Raw genomic sequence first — 26,547 nt, forward strand, 5'->3', positions numbered from 1 at the left:
GCTTTTGCCCTAAAATTTCTCGCCCGCTGCGCGCCCCGCCTTTTACCCTTTTTTGCGCGGCTTGCTCTTTCACGTTTTCTGGCAAGCATTAGAAACTTACCCATCCTCATCACTTAAAAACCATGCCGGACGAAACCTTGATCACGCACCGCTGGAAATTTACCCGCATCGGCGGCCTCGACCAAGTCTCCCTCGAGACCACGGACGATCTTCTCAACCTCAAGCATCTCGACCAGAAACTCTGGGTCGCGCTCAGTTGCCCGGTGCAAGGCCTTGAGCTCGACGAAAAAACCCTCGCCCTCATCGACACCGACGGCGACGGCCGCATCCGCGTGCCCGAACTGCTCGCCGCGATCGACTGGCTCCGCCCTCACCTCGCCGACCTCGCATCCGTCCTCAAGCCCGCCCCCGCCCTGCCCCTCTCCGCCATCAATGCGGAGACACCCGAGGGCGCCGCCGTGCTGGCCTCTGCGAAACAAGTCCTCGCCTATCTCGGCAAACCCGGCGCGGACGCCATCTCCGTCGAAAACACCTCCGACTCGAAAAAAATCTTCGCCGGGACCCGCTTCAACGGCGACGGCGTCATCCCCGCCGCCGCCGCCGACACCGACGAACTCAAGCAGCTCGTCGCCGACATCATCGACACGCAAGGCGCCGAGACCGACCTCAGCGGCGAGCCCGGCATCAACCTCGCCAAGCTCGACCAGTTCCACGCCGACATCGCCGCGCACGCCGCCTGGGCCGGCAACACCGATCCCGCCGTCCACGTCCTCGGCGCCGACACCGCCGCCGCGCATACCGCGCTCAAGACCGTCCGCGCCAAGATCGACGACTACTTCACGCGCTGCCGCCTCGCCGCCTTCGACGCCCGCGCCATCACCGCGCTCAACCGCGCCGAGGCCGACTACGCCGCCATCGCCGCGCAGGACCTGCACGCCGGCGCCGACGGCGGCATCGGCGCGTTTCCTCTCGCTCACGTCGGGCCCGGCCGCCCGCTTCCGCTCGCCGAGGGCGTGAATCCCGCCTGGGCCGCCGCCATCCGCGAACTCCACGCCCGCGTCGTCACGCCGCTCCTCGGCGCGGACAAGACCGCGCTCACCGCCGACGAATGGACCGCGCTCGCCGCCAGGTTTTCCGCCCACGAGGCCTGGCTCGCCGCCCGCGCCGGCGACTCCATCGCCAAACTCGGGCTCGACCGTATCCGTAAAATAAATACCTACAACCGCCGCGATGAACTCGCCGCCCTCATCGCCCGGGACCGCGAGCTCGAGCCCCAGGCGCTCGCCATCGCCAGCGTCGACCGCCTCGCCCGCTATTATCGCGACATCGGCACGCTGCTCCGGAACTTTGTCAACTTCCACGATTTCTACGACCCCTCCACGCACGGCATTTTCCAGGCCGGCACGCTCTACCTCGACGCCCGCAGCTGCGAGCTGTGCGTGCGCGTGAACGATCCCGCGGCCCACTCCGTGCTCGCCGCGCTCAGCCGCGTTTACATCGCCTATTGCGATCTCAAGCGCCCCGACGGCGCGACCATGAAAATCGCGGCCTGCTTCACCCAAGGCGATTCCGATTATCTCATCGTCGGCCGCAACGGCCTTTTCTACGACACGAAGGGACGCGACTGGGACGCCACCATCACCAAGATCGTGGAAACCCCGATCAGCATCCGGCAGGCCTTCTGGTCGCCCTACAAGAAACTCGTCCGCTTCATCGAGGAACAGGTCGCGAAACGCGCCGCCGCCGCCGATGCCGCCTCGACCGAGAAACTCAACACCACCGCCACCGCCGTGGCCCACGCCGACCAGGCCGCCCCCGCCGCGCCGCCCCCGGCCCCGAAGAAAATCGACATCGGCACCGTCGCCGCGCTCGGCGTGGCCGTCGGCGCCATCGGCGGCGCGCTCGGTGCCATCGCCACCGGCCTCGCGCGCCTGTCAGTCTGGCAGATTCCGCTCGTGCTGCTCGGGGTCATCCTCGTCATTTCCCTGCCCTCGATGCTCATCGCGTGGCTGAAGCTCCGCCAGCGCACGCTCGGGCCGATCCTCGACGCGACCGGCTGGGCCATCAACGGCCGCGTGAAGATCAACTTCCCGCTCGGCACCGCGCTCACCGACCGCGCCCAGCTTCCACCCGGCGCAAAACGCAGCCTCGACGATCCCTTCGAGGACAAGGCGCCTGCGCGCCGCCGCCGCTGGTTCATCTTCATCCTGCTGCTCGTCCTCGCCGCGCTTGCCATCCGCTGGGATCACAACCGCCGCGGCCACTACTTTTGGCAAAAACCCGCCGCCCCCGTCGAAGTCGCCGCGCCCGCCGCCGAATCGCAACCCCATCCGTAAGGCGGCAGGTTAAACACAGACGGGCTCCCTGCGTTTGGCGTGATCGACAGATCCGCGCGTCAGCGCGTGTGGCGCAGCATCCTTGCGCCGTCCTCAAAAGGTCGCGCGAAGCGCGGCATTTTTTCTGAAAAAAAGAAAAATCAGCGGCGCTTCGCGCCTTTCGTTTTCGATGGCAGGCAGGGATGCGCTACGGCGCGCTGCCGCACAAAAAGGAGAGGCGGGCGCTCTCTTGCCCTGCAAGCGATCCCGCTCACGGCAGGAATCTTTCGCTGAGGTTCGCATCCGCCGCCGGGTCGGGGCCGGGCCCGCGCACCAGCCGCCGGCGCATTCGCGCCACCAATCGATAAACCGCGTCCCGCCATGACGGCGGCCAGATGCGCACACACCATGCGGCGGCGTGCCAGACTCCGCCGGCCAGCGAGAGCGCGCGCCAAATCGCCCCGGTCCGCAGAAAATAGCCCGACCGCGTCCCGTCTCGTTCACCGCACAGGACCAGCACCATGCTGTCCGGCTTCGGGTCATCCGGACCGAACCCCGCCTCGCGCCAGAATGCCGCCGCGGTCGCGCCCGACAGCCGCGCGAAACGCAGCGCGCCGCGCCGGTCAGCCCGCGCCAGCCGCCGCACGCACCAGCGGCACAGACCGCATTCGTCGTCATACAACAGCAGCGCGGCGGCGCGGCCGCCGGCCGGTCCTGACGGGCGATGGATGTTCACGCGAGGCGCCATCGCAAGGCCCGGCCGCCAGGGTCAGATCTTCCCGGCCTTGCGCGCGGTCGTGAGATTGTGGAAATCGACGAAGAGCGGGTCGGCGTCGTTCGGGCCGGGCGCGGCTTCGGGATGGTATTGGACCGAAAACACCGGCAGCTCGGTGTGGCGCAGGCCCTCGACCGTGCCGTCGTTGAGGTTGACCTCGGTGACTTTCGCGCCGCGCTGCTCGATGGATTTCGGGTCGGTCGCGAAGCCGTGGTTTTGCGCGGTGATGGAGACTTTTCCCGTTTCGAGATTCTTCACCGGCTGGTTGCCGCCGCGATGGCCGAACTTGAGCTTGAAGGTGGTGCCGCCGAGCGCGTGCGTGATGAGCTGGTGGCCGAGGCAGATGCCGAAAATCGGAAAGTCGGGCAGCAGGTCCGTCACCATCTTGTGGATGTAGGGCAGCGCGGCGGGATCGCCGGGGCCGTTGGAAAGAAACACGGCGTCGGGCTTGTGCTCGCGGACTTCCCCGGCGGTAGCGGTGGCGGGAAAAACCTCCACGTCGAAGCCGTGGCGGATGAGCTTGCGGAAGATGGTGTGCTTCGCGCCGAAATCGAAGGCGGCGACGCGGTGGCGCTGCGCGGGCGGCGTGCGCGCGTTGAGCGTCGTGCCGACGGGCAGAAAGGCCGTGTTGTAGTTGGCGGGATCGGAACCGCTCCAGATGTAGGGCGCCTTGCACGAGACAAATTTCACGTAGTCGGAGCCCTCCATGTCCTGCCACGCGCGGGCGCGGGCGACGGCTTCCTCGTCGGAAAGCGGCAGCGTGCTCAGGCAGCATTTCATGCTGCCGGTGACGCGGAGCTTCTTCGTGATGGCGCGCGTGTCCACCTCGGCGAGGCCGGGGATGTTGTATTTCTTGAGATAGGCCTCGAGCGAGAGCTCGCTGCGCCAGTTGCTGACGATGGGCGAGGCCTCGCGCACGATGAAGCCCGACACGCGCAGCGCGTCGTCCTCGGCGTCCTCGGCGTTGACGCCGTAGTTGCCGATGTGGACGGCGGTCATGGTGACGATCTGGCCGAAGTAGGAGGGATCGGTGAGGATTTCCTGATAGCCAGTCATCGACGTGTTGAAAACGCACTCGCCGGCGACGGCGGTGTCGGCGCCGAACGCGCGTCCGTGGAACACGGAACCGTCTTCGAGTGCGAGAACCCCGGGCTTGTAGGTGGACATCAAAACGGAAGACAAAACCCTCCGCCCTCCGCTGCCAAGACGAAAGGAGGGGCGGGGAATGCTGGGTGCAACCCAAAGTGAAGTCACCGCCGGAATCTTTCCTCTTTATTCTTTATCTTTCCTCTTTCGTCAGGCTTCTCGCTTCGCCCGGAACTCCCTGCCCGTTCCTGACGAAAGAGAAAGATAAAGAGGAAAGAAGAAAGAGGGGGTGGCGCGACTTTGAGTCACACCCGAATCTTGGCGCCCTTTTCTTTGGGTTTGCAGCGCCCGGCGCGCCGCCGCATGCTGGTCCCTTTCTTTTCATCCATGAAAATCGTCCTCGCATACTCCGGCGGCCTCGACACGTCGGTCATCGTCAAGTGGCTTCGCGAAACCTACGACGCCGAAATCGTCACCTTCGCGGCCGATGTCGGCCAGGAGGAGGAACTCAAGGGCCTCTCGCAAAAGGCGCGCAAGACCGGCGCGGCGAAGCATTACACGCTCGACCTCGTCGAGGAATTCGCCCGCGACTTCATCTACCCGATGATCCGCGCCAATGCCGTTTACGAGGGGCAGTATTACCTCGGCACCTCCATCGCTCGCCCGCTCATCGCCAAGGCGCAGGTGGACATCGCGCGCAAGGAAAAAGCGGACACCGTGGCGCACGGCGCCACCGGCAAGGGCAACGACCAGTGCCGTTTCGAGATGACCTACATGGCGCTCGCCCCCGGCCTCGCCATCATCTCGCCGTGGAAGCTCGACGCCTTCCGCGACGCCTTCCCCGGCCGCGCCGAGATGATCGCCTATTGCGAAAAGCACAAGATCCCCGTCGAGGCATCGCTGAAAAAGCCCTACTCGATGGACCGCAACCTCCTCCACATCTCCTACGAGGCCGGCATCCTCGAGGACCCGTGGTTCGACCCGACCACGCCGGAAAACAAGGCCATGTTCAAGCTCACCGTCTCGCCCGAGGACGCGCCCGACCAGGCCGAATACATCGAGCTCGACTTCGAAAAAGGCGACTGCGTGGCCGTGAACGGCAAGAAGCTCACGCCCGGCAAGGTCATGAAGACCCTCAACAAACTCGCCGGCAAACACGGCATCGGCCGCGTGGACTTGGTCGAAAACCGCTTCGTCGGCATGAAGAGCCGCGGCGTCTATGAGACCCCCGGCGGCACCATCCTGATGCACGCGCACAAGCAGGTCGAAAGCCTCACGCTCGACCGCGAGGTGCAGCACCTGCGCGACTCGCTCATCCCGAAATACGCCGAACTCGTTTACAACGGCTTCTGGTTCGCGCCCGAGCGCGAGGCGTTGCAGGCGCTGGTGGACGAGAGCCAGAAATATGTCACCGGCACCGTGCGCCTGAAGCTCTACAAGGGCAACGTCGTCACCTGCGGCCGCAAGTCGAAGTATTCGCTCTACGACGAGAACATCGCGTCGATGGAAGGCGTGCGGAGCTGGTATAACCAGAACGACGCGACCGGCTTCATCCGCCTGAACGGCCTGCGCCTCCGCGCCCGCAACATTGCCCAGGGCGGCCCGCGCATCGGCGGCTGAGCGCCCTTGCTAGGCGCGGCGGCATCCGTGGCACAGGCATCCCTGCCTGCCGCCGTCGGGTGCCGGGTGATCGCGCGAAGCGCGGCATTTTTTTGAAAAGAAAAAAAGCCAGCGACGCTTCGCGCCTTCTTTTTCGACGGCAGACAGGGATGCCGACGCCACGGCGCGCTGCCGCGGGCCGGCGCTTCACGGCATCGGGTTGATTCCCTCCGCGCGGACGACCCACTTGCCGTTTTTCGGGAAGCCGGGCGCGGGGCCTTCGGGCGCGCCGTCCCAGCCGCCGGCCATGAGCGCGACGGCGCTCAGGAAGGAGCCGTTCACCGGCATGTAGGCCGGGCAGCCATCGGGCTCCTTCGGGCGGGGCACGAAGCCTTGCACCTTGAAGCGCGCCCTTGGGTCGTCGTTGGTGACGATGTCCACGGCAAGCTCGGGCTCGTTCAGGCGCGCGGCGGTGTTGGCGCCCTGGCCCATGGCCCAGCTGTTCCAGCGTTTGACCCCGCCGCCGCTGCGGCGGTGCACCTCGTCGAGGGTGGCGCGCATGATTTTGGGATCGATCATCGGGGTCTGCGGCACGTAGCCGAGCGCGTAGAGCATGGAGGAGGGCACGCCGCCGGTGGGTTTGTCGTAAATGTGCGGCTCGGTTTCGATTTCGATGTATTTGCCGTCAACCACGGCGGGGCGGGCGAGTTTTTCCAAAATGTCGGCCCAGCGCGGCTCGGGCGCGAGACCGAGTCGGGCGCGCCAGTCCTGCGCGACTTTCAGGCCGTAATACCAGAGGGCGAGCTCGAAGGTCGGATTTTGGGTTTCGTTTTCGTGGGAGGACTCGGTCGAGGCCTTGAGCGGCGGGCCGAGCACGTAGCGGCCGGTGGCTTTGTCGAAGAACGCGTAGGAGGCGAGAAACTTCGCCGACTCGAAAACGATGTCCTTGTATTGGGCGAGGGTGGCGGGCGAGGGCTTGGCGCGGTAAACGAGTTCGCAGAGGTAGATGGGGTTGGGAAAGTTCCAGATGATGAAGGGATTGATGCCCCCGGGCGTGGGATGTCCGTCGACCGCGGTCATCTTGGGCCAGCGCGCGCCGTCGAAACCTTTGCTGGCGGCGTCGGCCTGCGCGAGCGGGAGGATTTTTCGATACCACGAGAGCCCGTTTTCGAGCAACTCGGGACGGCCCCATTGGGCGAAATGCGCGGAGTGGATGAGATAGACCTCGGAGTTGTGCTTGCCGAACCAAGTGGGCGTGACCAGACCGCATTCGGAAGGCGGGAAGTGGCCGGAGTAGTGCACCTTGGTGATGTATTGCGAGAGGACGATGCGGCGCTCGAGTTCGTGCGCGCGCGGGTCGGTGCTGAGCGAAAGGTCCACGGCGCCGCCGCGCGTCCAGAAGTCGCGCCAGCCTTGCGTGCTCGCCGCGCGGGTTTCGTCGAAGGTCGGCAGCGCGCGCGCCGCGAGAGAGAGGACATCGCCGGTGATCACGTTGGCGAGGGGGTCCGCAGGGGCGAATTCGCACGTGAAATCGAGCTGGCCGCCCTGGACGGCCTCGGTGCGCAGGCGAAAGTCATGCGGCGCGACTTCGGCGAGGCCGGCCACGCCGTCCCAAGCGAGGCGCACGCGGTAGCTGGTCGTGTCGGCGACGCGTTCGAGGCTCGCGTGATTTTTGCCCTTGTCCGCGATGGTGGTGCGGTGCGCGCCGGGCTGGTCCCAGATGAGCGGGGGCTTGTTTTTCACACTGGCGCGATAGGCGTAGGGAAAATGAAAACGCACCTCCAGCCGTCCGGTCTGGAGCAACAGCGAGCGCACGCGCACCGACACGAGGCTGCGCTCCGGATGCGCGATGGTGACGACCTCCACCGGCTCGCCGCCAAGCAGGTAGCGGCTGGTCACGATGCCGGTCCAGAGGTCGAGGCGCTGGTTCACGCCCGTGATGTCGGCGGGGGCGAGTTCGCGACCGTCGTAGATGAACGAAAGCTGGCCGAGGGCGGCGGGATGCGGATTTTCGCGAAAATATTTTCCGGCGGGACTTTTTTCGAGCGCCGCGTAAGGCACCTGCCGCCCGTGAAAATCGTAAAGCTTCATCGTGTCGGCGAGCGTGAAGCCGTCGGGATTTGGAAACGAATGCCAGCCCCAGGTCGAAAGCGTCTCGGTGGGGACGCCCTTGTCGCGATAAAGCGTCTCGAAGCTCTGGAGGCCGGTGGCGTCCATCGTGAACGCGAAATCGCCGTTGCCGACGCTGAGTGCGGCCTCGGGATCGAGCGCGGTGACGCGCACCTCGTGCCGGCGTACGAGCGCCTCGCGATCGATGGGCGCGGCGGAAAGGTTGAGAGACGGAAGGGCCGAAAGGCCAAAGGCCAGGAGGGGGAGGAGGCGGAGGGGAAGTTTCATTGGGAGAAAAAAAGATGGCGGCAAACGGGGAAAAAGAAACGGGCGGGAAAATCGGACAGTCATGGAATACGCCTGCCGGTATCTTTCCTCTTTATTCTTTCTCTTTGTCTTTCTCCTCAAGCGTTTGGTTTTTCGGGATGAACGAAAGGGAGAAAGAGGTTTCGAGCGAAGCGACAGTCTGCCAAGAGAAGAATAAAGAGGAAAGACGGCCTGTCGTGACCCTGGTTCGTCCGACCGGCATCCCCCGCCATTTCCCCGCCCTCTCCCAAAACATTTGCCCCGTCCGCCCGCGCGCCTCACGTTGCCCTGTTCCTTATGGCGCTAGTCAATCTGCTCGACGTGAACCTCAGCTTCGGCGGCCCGGCGGTCCTGGAAAACGTGAACTTCCAGGTCGACCCCGGCGAGCGCGTCTGCCTGGTCGGGCGCAACGGCGCCGGCAAGACCACGCTCATGCGCGTCATCGCCGGCGAACTCGCGCCCGACACCGGCGTCGTTTCGCGCCAGCCCGGCGCGCGCTTCACCCGCCTCGCCCAGGAAATTCCCGCCGGCCTCGACGGCACGGTGCACGACCTCGTCGCCGCCGCGGCCCTCGCCCCGCGCGACGAGCACGACCACGAGGAGGATTGGCAGCGCGAGCTCCGCCTCGAAAACCTCCTCGAACGGCTCGGCCTCGCGCCCGCCGCGCCGTTCGCCTCGCTCTCCGGCGGCCTCAAACGCCGCGCGCTCCTCGCACGCGCCCTCGCCGGGCGCCCCGACCTGCTGCTCCTCGACGAGCCGACCAACCACCTCGACCTCGCCTCCATCCTCTGGCTCGAGGAATTTCTTCTCACCGAAAAAATTCCCCTCTTCTTCGTCACGCACGACCGCGCCTTTCTCCGTCGCCTCGCCACCCGCATCGTCGAACTCGACCGCGGCCGCCTTTCGAGCTGGGCCTGCGACTACGACACCTACCTCGCCCGCAAGCAGGACGTCCTCGAGGCTGAGGAGCGCCAGCAGGCCGCCGCCGACAAGAAACTCGCGCAGGAGGAAGAATGGTCGCGCCGCAAGCCCAGCGCCCAGCGCAAACGCGCCGGTGCTCGCCTCCAGCAGCTCGCCGCCCTCCGCGCCGAGCGCCGTGCCCGGCGCGAGCGCCAGGGCTCGGTCAACCTGCGCCTCGCCGACGCCGCCGAATCCGGCGTGAAAGTCATCGAGGCCGACGCCGTCTCCTTCTCGTATCCAGGAAACAACGACACCGGCGGCGCCCCCGCCCCGCTCATCCGCGACCTGACCGCCACCATCACCCGAGGCGACAAGATCGGCATCATCGGCCCCAACGGCGCCGGCAAGTCCACCCTCATCCGCCTCCTCCTCGGCCAGCTCGCCCCGACCGCCGGCGCCATCAAGCACGGCACCAACCTCGAAATCGTTTACTACGACCAGCTCCGCGCCCAGATCGACGACGACAAATCCGTCGCCGACAACATCGCCGGCGGCAACACCACCGTTACCATCGACGGACGCCAGCGCCACGTCATCACCTACCTGCAGGACTTCCTTTTCGAACCCGCGCGCGCCCGCACGCCCGCGCGGGTCCTCTCCGGCGGCGAACGCAACCGCCTCCTCCTCGCCCGCCTCTTCACGAAGCCCGCCAACGTCCTCGTGCTCGACGAGCCGACCAACGACCTCGACGCCGAGACGCTCGACCTGCTGGAAAACCTCCTCGTCGAATACGCCGGCACGCTCCTCCTCGTGAGCCACGACCGCGACTTCCTCGACAACGTCGTCACCGGCACGATGGTTTTCGAAGGCGACGGCCGCGTCGCCGAATACATCGGCGGCTACACCGACTGGAAACAACAGCACGACCGCGCCGAGGCCGCGAAGGCGAGACAAACCGCCGCGCAACAGGCCGCCGCCGGCAACAGTGGCGCGGGCGACTCGCCTGCGGACGGCGCGCCCGCCGCGCCGCGCCCGGCGAAACCGCGCAAGCTCACCAACAAGGAGCAGCGCGAGCTGGAGGACCTTCCCGCGCGGATCGAAGCCCTCGAAACCGAGCAGGGCGGGCTCACGGCCAGGCTCGCCAGCCCCGATTTCTACCAGCGCGAGCCCGGAGCGTCCGGGGCCGTGAATGCCCGCCTCGACGAAATCGAGCAGGAACTCGCCGCCGCCTTTGCCCGCTGGGAGGAACTCGAAACCCGCAGGAACGCCGCCGCCGGTTGATCATGTCAATCCACACCCGGAAAGGCGTGATGGAGGGACGACAAAGTGATGCCAGCGCCAAGGAGGTTACAGTCGGGGAGAAGCGGCCATGCGTAGCGCAGCGACGGTAATCACCGTCGCTGCGCTACGCATGGCCGCCCGGCATATCACGTCTTTTTCTGGCATCGCTTTCCGGCGCCCATTGCTAAACGGAGGCGGTGGGAATGTTTTGCCCGCTTGCGCGCGGGCGCGGGCGCGCCATCATCGGGCTTTCGCGTTTCATCGTGAAAACCATCCTCCTCCTCGTCTGTTCCAACATCTTCATGACGCTCGCCTGGTATGGGCATCTGAAATTCAAATTCCTCGAAGGCCGGCACGTCGCCCTCGTCATCCTCGTCTCGTGGGGCATCGCGTTTTTCGAATACTGCCTGATGGTGCCCGCCAACCGCGCCGGCTACCTGACGGGCGCGTTCAGCGGCTACCAGCTGAAAATCATCCAGGAAGTCATCACGCTCACGGTCTTCGTGGTGTTCGCGTGGCTCGTGCTCGGCGAGCGCCTCGCCTGGAACTACGCGGTGAGCTTCGCCTTCATCCTGCTCGCCGTGTATTTCGCCGTCGCCTTCAAGCCCTCGGCGTGACACGCCCAAAAAATCGTTCTCGTTCTCTCATTTTCTGTTTCTTTCCTCTTTCCTCTTTATCTTTCTCTTTATCCTCATTCCGCCAGCGGCACTGCCTGAGGAGAAGAGAAAGAATAAAGAGGAAAGAAAATAAGAGAACGAGAACGATTGGGCCGGGGCCGAAAGCCCCATGACAATTCCCTGACAATTCCCTGACGCCGCGCTGACAACCCGCGCGTGCGTTTGTGCTTCAATGGCCCCGCCATGAAACACATCCTCACGCCCAAGATACCGCGCGTCACCGCGTTTCCCGCCGCCCTTGCCGCGGCTTTTGCCCTGGCCTTCAGCCTCCAGCCCCCGGCCTTTTCCGCTGCCGACGCAGCCCGCCCGCCCGCCGTCAGCCTGCGCGTCGATCTCGACCGTTCCGTCCTCGCCGCGGACACCACGGAAAAAGCCATCGTGAAAATCTGCCTCGACGGTGTCCGCCTTCCGCGGCCCGAGGCGCGCCAGCCCGTCAACCTCTCCATCGTCCTCGACCGCTCCGGCTCGATGAGCGGCGAGCGCATCGAGCGCGCCAAGGAAGCCGCTGTCGAGGCCGTCTCCCGGCTCGGCCCCGACGACATCCTCTCGCTCGTCGTCTATGACAACAATGCCGACACGCTCATTCCCGCGCGGCGCGTCGGCGTCGGGCGCGAAATCGAAGCCGTCATCCGCTCCATCCGCGCCGGCGGCAGCACCGCGCTCTATGCCGGCGTCAACCAAGGCGCCTCCGAACTCCGCAAAAACATCGAGGATCGCCGCTACGTGCACCGCATCATCCTCCTTTCCGACGGCCAGGCCAACCAGGGCCCCTCCACGCCCGACGAACTCGGACGCCTCGGCGCCGCCCTCGTCAAGGAAGGCATCTCCGTAACCACCATCGGCGTCGGCCTCGGCTACAACGAGGACCTCATGACCCGCCTCGCGCTCCGCAGCGACGGCAACACCTATTTCGCCGAGTCCGGCGCCGCGCTCCCGCGCATCTTCGCCGCGGAGCTCGGCGACGTGCTCAACGTCGTCGCCCGTCGCGCCGTCATCCTCGTCGAGTTTCCCGACGGCATCCGCCCGCTCGCCCTCGTCGGGCGCCAGGGCACCATCGACGGCCCGCGCGCCGAAATCCCGCTCGGCCAGATCTACGGCGGCCAGGAGAAATTCGCCCTCGTCGAAGTCGAGGTCAGCCCGACCCGCACCGGCGCCGAGCGCGAAATCGCCCGCGCCCGCATCACCTGCGAGGACATCGCCGCCCAGCGCACCGTCGAGCTCACCGCGCTCGGACGAGCCCGTTTTTCCGCCGACCAGTCCGCCGTCATCGCCTCGGCCAACCACCAGGTGCAGGCCGACTTCGCCGCCAACCGCACCGCCGAGGTCAAGGACAAGGCCATCGAACTCATCGACGCCGGCAAGCAGTTCGAAGCCGCGAAACTCCTGCGCTCGAACTCAACATATATGGATAACTATGGCAAAAATTACGACAATCGCGCCGTCATCGAATTATCCGCCAAAAACGACGCCGAGGCCGAGATTGTGGAGTTAAGCCAGTTCTCCGTCGAAACCCGCAAACAATTCCGCACCGACAACGCAAACACCGTGAACCAGCAAAACACCTCCTCCTCCAGCGTCGCGCCTTCAAAGAAAAAGAAGTGACGCCCCGCGCAAAACGCGAATTCGTAGGGCCTGACCTTGTGTCAGGCCGCGAGCGTGAAGCCCGGCGGCGAATGGCTTGATGCATGGAGCGTTTTCGCCATTCGCAGCTCCCCATCATTTCGCGGCCCGACGCAAGGTCGGGCCCTACGGGACCGCGTGAAGAAACATCGTTGGGCGCATGCATCAATTGTGTCCGTAATCCGGCATAAATTTCACCCACGCGCCCTGCCCGTGCCTTCACCGCCGATGTTTCCAGCATGACCCAAAATTCTTCCTTTGCCTCCTTCGTGTTCATCGCGGTTACTTGCGGCAACTTCCCGCCTCCGCCGGCCTCATGATCTCCGTTTCCCGACGCGTGCTGCTTTACTGGCTCCTCCTGCTCGTCCCCACGCTCATCGTGGGCGCGGGGGCGTTCTGGCTCGTGCAGCGCGAGGAAGTCCGCATCAACGAACGCCAGCGCTCCGCCGACACCACCCGCCGCGCCGCCATCGAGGCGCGCACCCGCCTCATCGCCGAGAACATCGAGGTCATCGTCAGCGACGTGCAGGCCGGCCTCATGGCCACGCTCAACGACGCGCCCGACACCAGCCCCGCCGCGTTCCTCTCCGAGTGGCGCCGCGCCAATCCGCTCGTGCACGACACCTTCCAGGCCAGCGGCGCCGGGCGGCTCCTCTGGGGCCGCGCCTCCGACGCCACCCTCGCCTGGCTCGCCACCTCCCCGTGGCGCGAGCCCGCGCACCACCCCGCCGCCGCCTCCACCGACGAAGAACTCGCGCGCGCCAACGACTTTCTCCTGGACACACCGCCGGACATCGCGGCCTCCCGCCAGCGCGACCAGCGCGCGCCCGCCGCCAATGTCGGCAATTTCAGCATCGCCCGGCAGGAACTCCAGCAGGTCGCCAAGGTGCAAAACCGCGCCGACTACCCGCTCTCTGCCAACGCCGGCGCGCCTCCCTCCTCAAAAATCGCCGATGCCCGCCACGGGAGCGCGGGCATTCCTGCCCGCGTCCCTGCGTCCGCCACCCTCGACGCCGAAATCGCCGCCGCCGCCGGCGGGATTCCGGCTCGCGCCGCCGAACTTTCGCTTGATGAAGCTTCCTCTTCCATCGCCGAACGGCGCGGCAGTGCCCAATCCGAAATCGAAAATCCAAAATCGAAAATCACCCGCCCCGCCCCCGAACGCACCGGCTGGACTCCGTGGCGCGACGCCTCGGGCACGCCGCACCTTCACGGCTGGAGGCTCTGCGTCAACGGCACCGTGCTCGTCGTGGAGATCGACCTCGACGCCATCGCCACCCGCCTCCGCGACGTGCTCCCGGTCAACATCGAGTCCGACGAGGCCTACGCCATCGGCGAAATCGGCCACCCGCCCACGCACACCGTGGGGCGCATCGAGGACGCGCCTGCTAAATCCTCGTCCGCCAAAACCGCGCGCAAGCCCGCCATCACGCTGCCCATCTCCGCCAGCCTCCTTCCCGGTTGGGCCGTCGCCGGCTACGCTGCGCCCGCTGCCGCGTCCAACGGTGGGCGCGCCTTTTTCCTCCTCGGCACGCTCCTCGTCGCCACCTTTGTCATCGCCATCCTCGCCGGCGGCGCGCTCCTCGTGCGCCAGGCCCGCCTCAGTGCCGCCGAGTCCGCGCAAAAAACCTCCTTCGTCGCCAACGTCTCCCACGAACTCAAAACCCCGCTCACCACCATCCGCCTCTACGCCGAGCTGCTCGAGCAGGGCCGCGTGCGCGACGACGCACGGCGCGCCGGTTACCTCCAGACCATCAGCCGCGAAACCCAACGCCTCGCCCGCCTCGTCAACAACGTCCTCGATTTTTCGCGCCTTGAGCAGGGCCGCAAAAAACTCGACCTCGCGCCGCACGACCTCCGCGAGGAAATCGCCCGCATCCTCGACCGCCACGCGCCGCGCGTCGCCGAGGCCGGGCTGCGCCTTGACCTGATGCGCCCCGACGCGCCCTGTGTCGTCACGACCGACCTCGACGCGGTTGAACAAATCGTCATCAACCTCCTCGACAACGCCTGCAAATACGCCGCCGCCGGCGGCGAAGTCGCGGTGGCGCTAATGGACAGTGACGCGGGCGACCCGCCCATGCCACAAACCCCGCGTAATCCACACGAGCAGACAGCCTGTGCCCCTTTCAGGAGCGCGGGCAGGGCGGACTGCCGGCCTTCGGCCTCGAAACCTGCCCGCGACATCGCGGACAAGAATGTCCGCGCTCCTGTTCATGGACAGGCAGCCCGCGCCGCCGTGTCCGTCATCGTCTCCGACCGCGGCCCCGGCATCCCGCCCTCGCACCACGCGCTCATTTTCGAGAAATTCCACCGCGTGGACGACACCCTGACCGCCGCGCAAGGCGGCGCGGGGCTCGGCCTGAGCATCGCCCGCCAGCTTGCCCGCGCCCTCGGCGGCGAGCTGGCCTATTCGCCCCGCGAGGGCGGCGGCAGCCACTTCACGCTCACGCTGCCCTGCCGGACGGCGCGGGCCGATGAAGCATGAAAAAACGAAAGGCCTTTTCCACCTTGCCCATCAGCGAAGCGTTAACATGAAAGCCCGCATCCTCATCGCCGAAGACGACGCCAACATCCGCCTCGGCCTCATGGCCGTGCTCGAGAGCGAGGGCCACGCCGTCACCGCCGCCTCCGACGGCGCACAGGCGCTCAAACTGTATCCACAAATGAAATACGACCTCGTCGTCCTCGACATCATGATGCCGGGGATGAGCGGTTATGACGTCTGCCGCGAAATCCGCGCGCGCGACCCGCGCGTCCCCGTGCTTTTCCTCTCCGCGAAGGGCGAGGAAATCGACAAGGTGGTCGGCCTGAAGCTCGGCGCCGACGACTACATGACCAAGCCCTTCGGCGTGCACGAGCTTCTCGCCCGCGTCGAGGCGCTGCTGCGCCGCGCGCGCTCCGGCGCCGCGTCCGCCGCCCCGGGATCAAACCCCGCCGCCGCCGCGCTCCCGCCGGTCTTCCGCCTCGGCGCGGCGGCCATCGACCGCAGGCGGTTCACCGCCGCGCTTCCCGGTGCGGAGCCGGTCACGCTCACCGCCCGCGAGCTGCGCCTCGCGGAGGAATTTGCCGCGCATCCCGGCGAAGTCCTCACCCGCGACGCGCTGCTCAACGCCGTCTGGGGCGTCGATTATTACGGCACCACCCGCACGCTCGACCAGCACATCGCGCAGCTCCGCAGGAAAATCGACCCGCCCGGCGCGAAATCGTCCGCCATCACCACCCTTCACGGCACCGGTTACCGCCACGACCCGGCGCCGCCGCCCGGCGGTTGAGCGCACCACCGCCGGACGCGCCTTCGCGCGTCCTTATATCAATCCCGAACCATTTTTCACCCTTTCGGTAGGGCGAGGCGTCCCCGCCGAGCCGTTGCTGGCCTCCGGCTCGGCGGGGACGCCTCGCCCTACCGAAAGGGTGATTTTCATTGGAAATTGGTATTATGCCTTCATCGCGGCGGCGTATGATTTTTCGGCAAAGGGCCAGTTGACGACGTTCCACCAAGCCGCGATGTAGTCGGCGCGCCGATTCTGGTATTTGAGATAATATGCGTGCTCCCACACATCCAGCCCGACGACGGGAACGTCGCCCGTGAGGAACGGCGAGTCCTGGTTCGCGGTGGACGTGATCGCGAGTTTTCCCTTGCTCGCGACCAGCCACGCCCAGCCGCTGCCGAAGCGTTTCATGGCGGTGTCGGCAAACTGCGTCTTGAACGCCTCGAAACTCCCGAACGCCCCGGCGATGGCGGCGCCCAAGGCGCCGGACGGCGCGCCGCCCGCGTGCGGCGCGAGGCTTTGCCAGAAAAACGTGTGGTTCGCGTGGCCTCCGACGTTGTTGCGCAGCGCGGCGCGGATCGCCTCCGGCGCGCCGTCGAGCCGCGCGAGCAATTCCTCCGCGCCCAGGCTCGCCAGCGCGGGCTGGTCCGCGAGCGCCTTGTTGGCGTTGGCGATGTAGGCCTGATGATGCTTCGTGTAGTGAATCTCCATCGTGCGTCCGTCGATGTGCGGCTCGAGCGCGTCAAACGCATAGGGCAGTTTCGGCAGGGCAAACGGCCCGGCAGGCGGGACCGCCGGAGCCACCCCGGCGGAAGCGGGATCGGCGGAAAGCGCGCGGCCGGAAAACAGGCCGAGGCCGAGCAACGCGGCCGTGCCGCCGAGGGTCTTGAGGGCGTCGCGACGCGACACGCGCGGCGACAGCGGGAGGGAGGAGTCGGGTTTCATGTGTATCAAAAAAGCAGATAAGACGTGAAGCGCAACTGATGGATGCAATAAGTGCCCGGCGGTTCCATTTTTGGAAGCGACGCGGGCCGCCGCCGCCGGAACCTGCCCGCCCGGCGGCATCAGGCCCAAGGCGAATCCGGGCCATGCGTAGAACGCATAACGGCGGATGCGCCCGTGCATTATGCGAAAGCCCGTCCGTGTGCTACTGTTGCCGGCATGAAAATTTCCGCCCGTGTTGCAAAAGCCCTCCGCCTCGCCGCCGCCGTGGTGCTGCTCTCTGCCGCCGGTGGCTGGCTCGCGGGCGGGGCGCATCGCGGATGGACGGCGACGAGCGTCGTGGAAATGCAGCACGACGAAATCACCGGCATCGAGTTTCCCGTGCGCAAGGCCGCGTTTGTGCCCGGCGTGGAATTTCCCGCCGCGGGCGGTGCCCTCGCGCTGGCCCTGCTCGCGCTGAGTTTTCTGCCCCGCCGTTCCGCCGCCACCACGGGAAGCGCGCACGCCGCCCGGGCCTGAGTCCTCTTTTCCCTCCAACCAGAAACCAACACAACCCGCTCCCATGAAAAGCAATGCAATCCGCTCCCTTCTCTTAACCGCAGCGACGCTCGGCGCCGCCGCCCTGTCCGCGAACGCCGCGTCCCTGAGCTACGATTTCAAGGACCCGAAAGGCGTCAACAACGTGCAGTTCAAACTCGACGCGCCGCTCGAATCCATCACCGGCACGGCGACCGGCATCAGCGGCGAGGTCACCTTTGATCCGGCCCGGCCCGGCGCGACGACCGGGCGCATCGTGCTGGCCGCCTCCTCGCTCACCGTCGGCAATCCCATGATGGGCGAGCACCTGCACAGCGCGGGCTGGCTCGACGTGAAACAGTTTCCCGAGATCGTCTTCGAAGCCGTCTCGCTCGCCAACGTGCGCACGCAGGGCGCGCAGACTCTCGCCGACGTGTCGGGCAGGCTCACGCTCAAAGGCGTGACGAAAGACGTGACCGTGCCGGTTTCCCTCACCCATCTCCCCGACAAACTCGGCGCGCGCCTCGGCGACCCGAACCTGAAAGGCGACCTTCTCGTGCTGCGCGCGACCTTCGAGATCAACCGCGGCGACTATAACATTCAACCGGGCCAGAACACCGACAAGGTGGCCGAGACCATCCACCTCTCGCTCAGCATCGCCGGCGCGGCGAAGAAGTAACCCGGGCATTGCACATGTCTTTCCTGCGCGAAATCCATGCCGGGGAGGCATGGGCTTCGCCCGCAGCAAGGACGCGGCAGCGCGCAGCGCAGGCAGGGAAGCCTTATAGGACACTGGCCAAGACCGGCGCAGTTCTATAACGAAGCCGGTCTTGGCCAGTGGTTCGGGGAGGGGCGGACGGCCGTCCGCCCCTCCCCTGTCCGCCGAAAGTCTGATGGGATGCCATGAGCCCTTGAGCTCGCAGCGCAGCGACAGACCCGGCGGGCACCGCTGGCAGCAACTCGAACCGTTGTCTGCGCCCTTGAGCGCGTCTCGATAAGAAGGAGTCCTGCCATGCCAAACCAATATAAACACATCGGCGTTGATCTCGCCAAGTCCAGTTTCGTCGCGGACCTGCCCAAGGGCGTGACGAGCTTCGCGCAGAGCCCTGCGGGCCTGCTGCGTTTCCTCTCGCAGTTGCCCGCCCGCGCGTGGGTCGTCTGCGAGGCCACCGGCGGTTACGAAAGAGCCCTCGCGCGCGCCTGCCACCAGGCTGGCGTGCGCGTGAGCGTGGTCAACCCCAGGCGCGTGCGCGAGTTCGCCAAGTCCCAGGGCATCCTGGCCAAGACCGACCGCATCGACACCGGCCTGCCCCTGCTCGAAAGCCTGGCCGCCGCGCGCCGCGCCCTGCTGGAGCAGCACATCAAGCAGATCGACGCCGAGATGGAACGCGTGATCGCCGCCGACCTGCTCGGCGTCGCACCCCTCCCCAACCAAAGCGGCTCCGCTGACAAACCCCGCCATATCGCAGGCGGCCGCCACCGCCTCAGAAAAATCCTCTACATGGCCGCACTGAGCGCCGCCCGCCATAACCCGCTCCTCAGCGCCCTCTACCGCCGGCTCCGCGAAAAAGGCAAACCCGTCAAAGTCGCCCTCTCCGCCCTCATGCGCAAACTCATCGAACTGCTCAATCTTCTCCTCAAATATCCTAATTTTTCTTGCGCGTTGATCACCGTTGCTTATAGCCATAATAAAAAAATTTGATGGCAGGTCGGCCCAATGGCCTGTTTCCTGCATGTTGCCTGATCCATAAACCCGGCGGCATGGCCCGCCGTCCGGCAGGATCTGTTTCTGCGCAAGGATTTGATAAATAGATTATTGTGAGATAAATTACGAGGATGAAACCGCCGTCAACCGGCTGGTTCACAACAGATTAAACCTGTTTGCCATTCCAACCCGACAGACCTGTCCCAACGCCGCCCATGGCCAGAATCCTCCCGTCACCGTTCTATCACCCGGAGCAGGAACATGATGCCTGCGGGGTCGGCTTTGTCGCCCGGCTCTCCGGCGAGCGCTCCACCGATGTCGTTCACCGCGCCATCACCGCGCTCCGCTCGCTCGCGCATCGCGGCGCCATCGACGCCGATGCCATCACGGGCGACGGCGCCGGGATTCTCACCCAGATTCCGCACGAGCTTTTCCGCCATTTTCTCGACACGCACAACATCCCGCTCGCCCGCGACACCGACCTCGGCGTGGGCATGATTTTTCTGCCGCCCGACGACGAGCCCGCGCAGGCCCGCGGCCGCGCCATCATCGAGGAGGCCGTCCGCGCCGAGGGGCTTGCCTGGCTTTGCTGGCGGGACGTCCCCGTCGGTCCCGGCTGCCTTGGCCGCAAGGCCGCCGACACGCTTCCGCTCATCACCCAGGCGCTCGTCGCGCGCGCGGGCGGCATGGGCGACGACGAATTCGAGCGGCGTCTTTTTCTCGCGCAGAAAACCATCGAGCGCCGCGCCGGCGAGGCGAAGCTCGCGGGCCTCTACCTCTGCTCCTTCTCCTCTCGCACCATCGTTTACAAGGGCCTGCTCACTCCCGCGCAGATCCGTCCGTTTTATCCCGACCTGAAGTCGCCGCGCTTCACCAGCAGCTTCGCCATCTTCCACCAGCGCTACTCGACCAACACCTTCCCGAACTGGCACCTCGCGCACCCGTTCCGCATGCTCGCCCACAACGGCGAGATCAACACCATCCGCGGCAACCGCAATCTCATGCGCGCCCGCCAGCGCGCCGCCGCGCACGGCGTCTGGGGCGCGCGTTTCCCCGACCTGCACCCGCTCGTCCAGCCCGGCGCGAGCGACTCCGCCTCCTTCGACAACGCCCTCCAGCTCCTCACCCTCGGCGGCCGCTCGCCGCTGGAGGCCATCATGCTGCTCATGCCCGAGGCCTGGGAGAAAAACCCGCGCCTCTCCGACGCCGACCGCGCCTTCCACCGCTACCATTCCTGCATGATCGAGCCGTGGGACGGCCCCGCCGCGATGGTCTTCACCGACGGCAAAATCCTCGGCGCCTCGCTCGACCGCAACGGTCTGCGCCCCGCCCGCTATAAAATCTACGACGACGGCTACGTCATCCTCGGCTCCGAGGCCGGCCTCGTGCACGACTTCCCCGGCAAGGTCGTCGAGTCCGGCCGCCTCGGCCCCGGCCGCATGATCGCCATCGACCTCGCGGAAAAGAAGTTTTACCGCGACGCCGAACTGAAATCCCGCTTCACCGCCAACCCGCGCTACCTCGACTGGTGCGCCGCCCGCCTCATCAACCTCGGCGAATTTCTGAAAAACGAAACCGACCCGAAAAATGGCGTGGGCGAGGCAGACTGTCCGCCTTCGTCCTCGAAACCTGCCTGCGCCGACGGCGAAGCCGCGTTGTCCGCCGCCGATTCGTCCCTGCTTCGCCACCAGATCGCCTTCGGCTACGACCTCGACGAACGCGAACTCATCCTCGCCCCGCTCGCCGAGGGCAAGGAACCCACCGGCTCGATGGGCGACGACACCCCGCTCGCCGTCCTCTCGCGCCGCCCGCGCCTGCTCTACACCTACTTCAAGCAACTCTTCGCGCAGGTCACCAACCCGCCCATCGACTCGATCCGCGAAAAGTCCGTCATGTCGCTCGCCATGGTCCTCGGCGGACGTCTCGGCCTCTTCGAGGAATTTCCCGAGACCAGCGGCTTCGTCGAGCTCGATTCCCCCGTGCTGCTCGACCACGAACTGGCGGCGCTTTTCCGCGTCCCCATGCTCGCCGGACGCGTCACCCGCCTCGCCGCGCACTTCGATGCCGGCGGAGGCACCCGCGCTCTCGAACCCGCGCTGAAAGACCTTGCCCGCCTCGCCGCCGAAGCCGTCGAGGCCGGGGCCAAACTCATCGTCCTTTCCGACCAGGCCCTCGACGCCGGCCGCGCCGCGATCCCCATGCTGCTCGCCGTCGGCGCCGTGCACCAGCACCTCGTCCGCGCCGGCCTGCGCCTCAAGTGCGACCTCGTGGCCCAGACTGGCGAAGCCCGCGACGTCCACCAGCTCGCCACCCTCGTCGGTTTCGGCGCCAACGCCGTCAACCCCTGGCTCGCGCTCCACCTTGTCGGCGAAATCGCCACCGAAAAAGCCAACGGCGCGGCAGCGCCCGTAGGGCCTGACCTTGCGTCAGGCCGCGCCGCCCAATCCGTCCCGCCTGCTCCTGAATTCGCCGCCCAACCCGCCGCCGCCCGCGAAAACTACCGTCGCGCCCTCGACGCCGGCCTGCTCAAGGTCATGGCCAAGATGGGCATCTCCACCCTCGCGAGCTATTGCGGCTCGCAACTCTTCGAGGCCATCGGCATCTCCACGCTCGTGATCGAGGAATGCTTCACCGGCACGCCCTCGCCCATCGAAGGCGTGACCTACCGCGAGATCGCCGCCGAGTCGCTCCGCCGCCACGCGTCTGCCTTTCCCGAGGAAGCCGCACCATCGGCCGCGACGACCGATTCAGCGACTCCGCCCCCGCCCGCCACCGCCACCCTCGCGCTGCATCACGAAGGCTACTTCCGCGTGAACAAAAAAGGCGACGGCGAGTTCCACGCCTGGAGCCCCAAATACGTCGCCACCATGACCAAGTTTGTCCGCTCGCCGGGGGCCGGTTCCGACTTCGATCTCGTGCGCGCCCAGGCCGACGAACACCAGCCCGTCGCGCTGAAGGACCTGCTCCGCATCCGTTTCGGCCTGCGCCCGCACATCCCGCTCGACGAGGTCGAACCCGCCGAGGACATCCGCCGCCGCTTCACCACCGCCGGCATGTCGCTCGGCGCGCTTTCGCCCGAGGCGCACGAGACGCTCGCCATCGCCATGAACCGCATCGGCGGCAAGTCCAACAGCGGCGAAGGCGGCGAGGATCCCGCCCGCTTCTCCGTCCGCGAAAACGGCGACAGCGCCAACTCCGCCATCAAGCAAGTCGCCTCCGGGCGCTTCGGCGTCACCGCCGAATACCTCGCCAACGCCAGGGAAATCGAGATCAAGATGGCCCAGGGCGCCAAGCCCGGCGAAGGCGGCCAGCTCCCCGGCTACAAGATCACCGACCTCATCGCGCGCCTCCGCCACAGCACGCCCGGCGTCACGCTCATCTCCCCGCCGCCGCACCACGACATCTATTCCATCGAGGACCTCGCGCAGCTCATCTTCGACCTCAAGGAAGTCAACCCGCGCGCCAAGGTCTGCGTGAAACTCGTCGCCTGCTCCGGCGTCGGCACCGTCGCCGCCGGCGTGGCCAAGGCCTACGCCGACGTCGTCCTCGTCTCCGGGCACGAAGGCGGCACTGGCGCCGCGCCGCTCGCCTCCGTGAAGCACGCCGGCTCCTCTTGGGAACTCGGCGTCGCCGAGGCGCACCATGTGCTCATGATGAACGGCCTGCGCAACCGCATCACCCTCCGCACCGACGGCGGCATGAAGACCGGCCGCGACATCGTCATCGCCGCTATCCTCGGCGCCGAGGAATACAACTTCGGCACCGCCGCGCTCATCGCCGCCGGCTGCGCCATGTTCCGCGTCTGCCACCTCAACACCTGTCCCGTCGGCGTCACCACCCAGCGCGAAGACCTCCGCGCCAAGTTCCGCGGCAAGCCCGAAAACGTCATCAACTTTTTCAACGCCGTGGCCGAGGACGTCCGCCACTACCTCGCCAAGCTCGGCGCCCGCACCCTCAACGAAATCATCGGCCGCACCGAGCTCCTCGAGCAGATCGACGACCCGGCCAACCCGAAGACCCGCCTGCTCGACCTCCAGCGCCTCCTCCACAACCCCGACCCGTCGAACGAACTCGACCGCTACCACACCCGCGAGCGCAACGAACGCTTCGGCCACGACGGCTCGCTCGACGAGGTGATCCTGCAAGAGGCGCGCGACGTCATTCGGGGCAAATGCGCGCGCCTCTCCGCCCGCTACAAGGTGGAAAACATTCACCGCGACATCGGCACCTTTCTCTCCGGCGTCATCGCCTACGGTCTCGGCCAGCGCGGTCTCCCGCCCGGCACCATCGACCTCACCTTCACCGGCTCGGCCGGCCAGTCCTTCGGCGCCTTCCTCGTCAACGGCATCCGCCTCACCCTCCTCGGCGAGGCCAACGACTACGTCGGCAAAGGCATGGGCGGCGGCGAGATCGTCATCCGCCCCCCGCGCGCAGCGGCCTACGCCTGGCACAAAAATTCGCTCATCGGCAACACCTGCCTCTACGGCGCGACCTCCGGACGGTTCTTCGCCGCCGGGCGCGCCGGCGAACGCTTCGCCGTGCGCAACAGCGGCGCGACGGCGGTGGTGGAAGGCGTGGGCGACCACGGCTGCGAATACATGACCGGCGGCGTGGTGGTCGTCCTCGGCTCGACCGGCGTGAATTTCGGCGCCGGCATGAGCGGCGGCCTGGCCTTTGTTTACGACGAGGCGGATGAATTTCCCCAAAACATAAATCCGCAGATGATCTCCCTCGACCGCCTTGGCGACGAAGGCGAAACCGGATCCCTGCGCCGCCTGATCGAGCAACACGCCGGACAGACCGCCAGTCCCCATGCCCGCGCGCTTCTGGAAGACTGGCCTGCGGCGGCGGCGAAATTCTGGAAAGTCATCCCGCACCCGCCCACCCCGGAAACACCGAAACCCGTTTACCAATTTCCCGCCGAGCTGATGGTGGCATAAGCCACTGGGAGAACCGAAAAAATCCTTTCAGGAAAACCACATTTTTAAATAAGGGACAGGTTAAAAATATATTGACAAGCATTTCAACTTCGATCCATTCTCGCTATCTCTTTCCATGAGAACCGCGCGCATCAAGGTTTCCCCGGTTGAAGGCGAGGCCGTTTACCATTGCATGACGCGGACGGTGAACGGCGAGCGTCTGCTCGACGACCCCGCGAAGGAAACCCTGCGCAAACAGCTCTGGCAAGTGGCCGACTATTGCGGGGTGCAGATTCTCACTTACACCATCCTTTCCAACCACTTTCACGTGCTCGCCCGCGTGCCGCCCGCCGCGGAGATTTCCGACATCGAGCTGCTGCGCCGCTACCGCGTGATGTACCCCAAGCCCACCCCCTACCAAGCGGCCCGGCTCGACGTAATCGAGGCTCAACTCAAAACCGTCGGCCCCGAGGCCGACGCGTGGCGCAAGCGCCAACTCGCGCTCATGGGCGACATCTCGCAGTTCATGAAGCTCCTGAAACAACGCTTCTCAGTCTGGTTCAACCGCAGCCACCGCCGCTACGGCACGCTCTGGTCAGAACGCTTCAAATCCGTCCTTCTCGAACCGAAGGGTCGCGTGCTCGAAACCATGGCCGCCTACATCGACCTGAACTGCGTGCGCGCCGGCCTCGCGGCCGACCCGAAGGACTACCGTTTCTGCGGCTACGCCGAGGCGGTGGCCGGCGGCAAACCGGCACGGGCCGGCCTCGCGCACATCATCGGCGAGAGCAAACTCTGGTCCGCCGTGCAGGCGGCCTACCGCGAATCGCTCTTCGGCAAGGGCAGCGTGCCCAGGGAGCGGGCCGCCGCCCTTACGCCGGAGCAGCTCGGGCAGGTGCTCAAAGCCAAGGCACGCCTGCCGCTGGCGACTGTATTGCGCTGCCGGATACGTTACTTCACCGACGGCGCGGTGCTCGGCGGCAAAGCTTTCGTCGCGCAACACCTCGCGCGCTACCGCCGCAACCTCCACCGCCGCGCGCACAGCGTCCCCCGCCCGCTGCCCGCGCTCACCGACTGGGGCGGCGAGCTGACCACCCTGCGCGGCCTGCGCAAGCAATCCTTTGGCCTATAACCGCAAGGGTCTAAAATACCACACCCTCGTGGCCAGGCGAAGGCGCGCGTTCACTCCCGCCCCTCCTTCAATCTCGCCCGCAACTCCGCGACGAGCGCCTTGATGGCCGCCGCGATTTCACCGGCCTCGCGCATCACGCCGTCGAGCCACGCGACCTCGGTCAGGTTTTGCCCGGTGCAACACTCGGCGGCGAGACGGGCGTCCTCGATGAAATCGAGCGCCTTTTTCAACCGCACGATGGTCGCCGCAGCGAACATCAGCGGCGGCGGCCATTCCTCGTGCGCGCCAAGCGCCCCGGCGAGTTTCGGGCCGGCACACATCAGGCTCGACACAAGCTGCAACACCGGGTGCTCGCCATGCGCGTCAGCCGGGCACCAGTTTCGTTCCTCCACGTCCTTGCTCACACGCAGCGCCAGTTCCCGGGCGCGCATCGTCAACGGATGCCCGCGCGGTTCTTCCGGCCCTTTCCACGCTTCCGATTCCATCTCGCGCAACACTTCCTCGGCGCCGGCGTTCAGGTCGTCGAGACGGCGCTGGTTGTCCGCCAGTTGCTCCGGAGTGGGCTCGGACTCGCCGCGTTCCCGACGCCGGCGCGTGATTTCCTCGTCGAGGATTTTTTCGAAATCGGCTCCCTCGCCTTCGCGCTCCATGCGCGCCATGATGCGATCCACCAGCAAATCGGACTCGGCCTGCGTCCGGTCGGCTTCTTCCTCGGTCGGCGGACGCCACTCGTCATCTTCGTCCGCCTCGGCGTTTTCCCGCGATTCCTTCCATGCCTCGCCTTCGGGCGCGCCAGCGAAGTCCGGGTTGTGAATGATGGTGACCGGATCGTCGTCCGCCCCGGCTGCGAGAGCATCGTCGTGGGCGGCCTTTTCCCCGGGCGACAGCTCCCACGTCGGCGCGTCGGCCGAAATCTGCAAGGCGTAGGGCGCCTCGATCACGATGCGCCCGTCGGTTTCGCTGAACCACTCGAAATAGAGCACGTTGCCCCAATGGCACGGCAGCGGTCTGCCGGTCTTGTAATACTCGCCGATCCGGTCGAGCGGCACGTCGGGAATCCTCACCTTGCGCGACGCGGTGATGCGGCCGGCCGTGCCGTGCTGCCTGAGGCTCAAGCCGTCCAGCCTCCCCGGTTTTGCGTCGGGATTGGTGAACGCGATGAAACGCCCGTGCAAATCCGGCTGCGCGTCGCCGGCCAGGCGAATTTCCATCGGCGTCTCCTCGTCCCCGCAAAACCACAGCCGCGCCGTAATGCGTCCGCGGATACGGTTGTCGATCTCGCCGCGCGAGACATGCTCTTCGATGCGCCATGCCATGATGCCTTATAGAATCGCGGATCGGTGGAAAACGGAATGCGAAAAATGATTCGGCGGCGGAAACGGGGTGGCGCGAC

At 66.3% G+C, this 26,547-nt stretch carries 17 protein-coding genes; 12 read left to right on the forward strand and 5 right to left on the reverse strand.

Annotated features, from left to right (window positions below; translation table 11 throughout):
• The first annotated feature begins 122 nt into the window (after positions 1-122).
• Positions 123-2,336, forward strand: a complete 2,214-nt coding sequence (locus tag OH491_RS13935) for a hypothetical protein (protein WP_068770716.1) — start codon at positions 123-125, stop codon at positions 2,334-2,336.
• Between the two features lie 250 nt (positions 2,337-2,586).
• On the opposite strand, the gene OH491_RS13940 is transcribed toward OH491_RS13935, so the two are convergent.
• Positions 2,587-3,051, reverse strand: coding sequence for a DUF393 domain-containing protein (locus OH491_RS13940; RefSeq protein WP_334319378.1), 465 nt, complete (start codon positions 3,049-3,051; stop codon positions 2,587-2,589).
• A gap of 33 nt (positions 3,052-3,084) precedes the next feature.
• Positions 3,085-4,257, reverse strand: a complete 1,173-nt coding sequence (gene carA / locus OH491_RS13945) for a glutamine-hydrolyzing carbamoyl-phosphate synthase small subunit (RefSeq protein ID WP_068770714.1) — start codon at positions 4,255-4,257, stop codon at positions 3,085-3,087.
• A 306-nt stretch (positions 4,258-4,563) separates the two neighbouring features.
• On the opposite strand from carA, the gene OH491_RS13950 reads away from it, so the two are divergent.
• The gene (locus OH491_RS13950; protein WP_068770713.1) at positions 4,564-5,796 is read left to right on the forward strand and encodes an argininosuccinate synthase; all 1,233 of its coding nucleotides are present in this window, start codon (positions 4,564-4,566) and stop codon (positions 5,794-5,796) included.
• Between the two features lie 186 nt (positions 5,797-5,982).
• Here the strand turns inward: OH491_RS13950 and OH491_RS13955 are convergent, their stop codons facing one another.
• Positions 5,983-8,172 (reverse strand): hypothetical protein, encoded by a 2,190-nt coding sequence (locus OH491_RS13955; RefSeq protein ID WP_068770712.1) that lies wholly within the window; start codon positions 8,170-8,172, stop codon positions 5,983-5,985.
• 315 nt (positions 8,173-8,487) lie between these two features.
• Here OH491_RS13955 and OH491_RS13960 point away from each other — a divergent pair, with 315 nt between their 5' ends.
• From OH491_RS13960 to OH491_RS13980, 5 genes are all read left to right on the forward strand, one after another.
• On the forward strand, positions 8,488-10,371 hold the full coding sequence (locus OH491_RS13960) for an ATP-binding cassette domain-containing protein (protein WP_068770711.1): 1,884 nt from the start codon (positions 8,488-8,490) through the stop codon (positions 10,369-10,371).
• A 263-nt stretch (positions 10,372-10,634) separates the two neighbouring features.
• The gene (locus OH491_RS13965; protein ID WP_068771146.1) at positions 10,635-10,988 is read left to right on the forward strand and encodes a DMT family protein; all 354 of its coding nucleotides are present in this window, start codon (positions 10,635-10,637) and stop codon (positions 10,986-10,988) included.
• Between the two features lie 243 nt (positions 10,989-11,231).
• Positions 11,232-12,650 carry a vWA domain-containing protein gene (locus tag OH491_RS13970; RefSeq protein WP_068771145.1) on the forward strand — a complete coding sequence of 473 codons (1,419 nt, stop codon included), beginning with the start codon at positions 11,232-11,234 and terminating at the stop codon, positions 12,648-12,650.
• 334 nt (positions 12,651-12,984) lie between these two features.
• Entirely contained in the window at positions 12,985-15,156 is a 2,172-nt protein-coding gene (locus OH491_RS13975; protein ID WP_145928833.1) for a sensor histidine kinase, read from the forward strand.
• Positions 15,157-15,202: 46 nt separating this feature from the next.
• Positions 15,203-15,943: a response regulator transcription factor gene (locus OH491_RS13980; protein WP_342750525.1), complete on the forward strand. Its 741-nt coding sequence runs from the start codon at positions 15,203-15,205 to the stop codon at positions 15,941-15,943.
• 162 nt (positions 15,944-16,105) lie between these two features.
• On the opposite strand, the gene OH491_RS13985 is transcribed toward OH491_RS13980, so the two are convergent.
• Positions 16,106-16,885 carry a superoxide dismutase gene (locus tag OH491_RS13985; protein WP_068770708.1) on the reverse strand — a complete coding sequence of 260 codons (780 nt, stop codon included), beginning with the start codon at positions 16,883-16,885 and terminating at the stop codon, positions 16,106-16,108.
• 216 nt (positions 16,886-17,101) lie between these two features.
• Here OH491_RS13985 and OH491_RS13990 point away from each other — a divergent pair, with 216 nt between their 5' ends.
• The 5 genes from OH491_RS13990 (at position 17,102) to OH491_RS14015 (ending at position 25,154) form a co-directional block, all read left to right on the forward strand.
• Complete coding sequence (locus OH491_RS13990) at positions 17,102-17,401, forward strand: hypothetical protein (protein ID WP_068770707.1); 300 nt, start codon at positions 17,102-17,104, stop codon at positions 17,399-17,401.
• A 43-nt stretch (positions 17,402-17,444) separates the two neighbouring features.
• Positions 17,445-18,077: a YceI family protein gene (locus OH491_RS13995; protein ID WP_068770706.1), complete on the forward strand. Its 633-nt coding sequence runs from the start codon at positions 17,445-17,447 to the stop codon at positions 18,075-18,077.
• Positions 18,078-18,410: 333 nt separating this feature from the next.
• Complete coding sequence (locus OH491_RS28200) at positions 18,411-19,100, forward strand: transposase (RefSeq protein WP_068770705.1); 690 nt, start codon at positions 18,411-18,413, stop codon at positions 19,098-19,100.
• Positions 19,101-19,318: 218 nt separating this feature from the next.
• Complete coding sequence (gltB, locus tag OH491_RS14010) at positions 19,319-24,043, forward strand: glutamate synthase large subunit (protein ID WP_068770704.1); 4,725 nt, start codon at positions 19,319-19,321, stop codon at positions 24,041-24,043.
• A 115-nt stretch (positions 24,044-24,158) separates the two neighbouring features.
• Positions 24,159-25,154 carry a transposase gene (locus tag OH491_RS14015; protein ID WP_068770703.1) on the forward strand — a complete coding sequence of 332 codons (996 nt, stop codon included), beginning with the start codon at positions 24,159-24,161 and terminating at the stop codon, positions 25,152-25,154.
• A 50-nt stretch (positions 25,155-25,204) separates the two neighbouring features.
• On the opposite strand, the gene OH491_RS14020 is transcribed toward OH491_RS14015, so the two are convergent.
• Positions 25,205-26,470, reverse strand: a complete 1,266-nt coding sequence (locus OH491_RS14020) for a hypothetical protein (RefSeq protein ID WP_068770702.1) — start codon at positions 26,468-26,470, stop codon at positions 25,205-25,207.
• Positions 26,471-26,547: the final 77 nt, after the last annotated feature.

Source organism: Termitidicoccus mucosus, from assembly GCF_038725785.1.
In the GTDB taxonomy this organism is placed as follows: Bacteria; Verrucomicrobiota; Verrucomicrobiia; order Opitutales; family Opitutaceae; genus Termitidicoccus; species Termitidicoccus mucosus.

Bases quoted from the DNA above. Each gene is read 5' to 3' on its own strand.
- OH491_RS13935 (WP_068770716.1), top strand. From the start codon at position 123: ATGCCGGACGAAACCTTGATCACGCACCGCTGGAAATTTACCCGCATC.
- carA (WP_068770714.1), bottom strand. From the start codon at position 4,257: ATGTCCACCTACAAGCCCGGGGTTCTCGCACTCGAAGACGGTTCCGTG.
- OH491_RS13950 (WP_068770713.1), top strand. From the start codon at position 4,564: ATGAAAATCGTCCTCGCATACTCCGGCGGCCTCGACACGTCGGTCATC.
- OH491_RS13955 (WP_068770712.1), bottom strand. From the start codon at position 8,172: ATGAAACTTCCCCTCCGCCTCCTCCCCCTCCTGGCCTTTGGCCTTTCG.
- OH491_RS13960 (WP_068770711.1), top strand. From the start codon at position 8,488: ATGGCGCTAGTCAATCTGCTCGACGTGAACCTCAGCTTCGGCGGCCCG.
- OH491_RS13970 (WP_068771145.1), top strand. From the start codon at position 11,232: ATGAAACACATCCTCACGCCCAAGATACCGCGCGTCACCGCGTTTCCC.
- OH491_RS13975 (WP_145928833.1), top strand. From the start codon at position 12,985: ATGATCTCCGTTTCCCGACGCGTGCTGCTTTACTGGCTCCTCCTGCTC.
- OH491_RS13980 (WP_342750525.1), top strand. From the start codon at position 15,203: ATGAAAGCCCGCATCCTCATCGCCGAAGACGACGCCAACATCCGCCTC.
- OH491_RS13985 (WP_068770708.1), bottom strand. From the start codon at position 16,885: ATGAAACCCGACTCCTCCCTCCCGCTGTCGCCGCGCGTGTCGCGTCGC.
- OH491_RS13990 (WP_068770707.1), top strand. From the start codon at position 17,102: ATGAAAATTTCCGCCCGTGTTGCAAAAGCCCTCCGCCTCGCCGCCGCC.
- OH491_RS13995 (WP_068770706.1), top strand. From the start codon at position 17,445: ATGAAAAGCAATGCAATCCGCTCCCTTCTCTTAACCGCAGCGACGCTC.
- OH491_RS28200 (WP_068770705.1), top strand. From the start codon at position 18,411: ATGCCAAACCAATATAAACACATCGGCGTTGATCTCGCCAAGTCCAGT.
- gltB (WP_068770704.1), top strand. From the start codon at position 19,319: ATGGCCAGAATCCTCCCGTCACCGTTCTATCACCCGGAGCAGGAACAT.
- OH491_RS14015 (WP_068770703.1), top strand. From the start codon at position 24,159: ATGAGAACCGCGCGCATCAAGGTTTCCCCGGTTGAAGGCGAGGCCGTT.
- OH491_RS14020 (WP_068770702.1), bottom strand. From the start codon at position 26,470: ATGGCATGGCGCATCGAAGAGCATGTCTCGCGCGGCGAGATCGACAAC.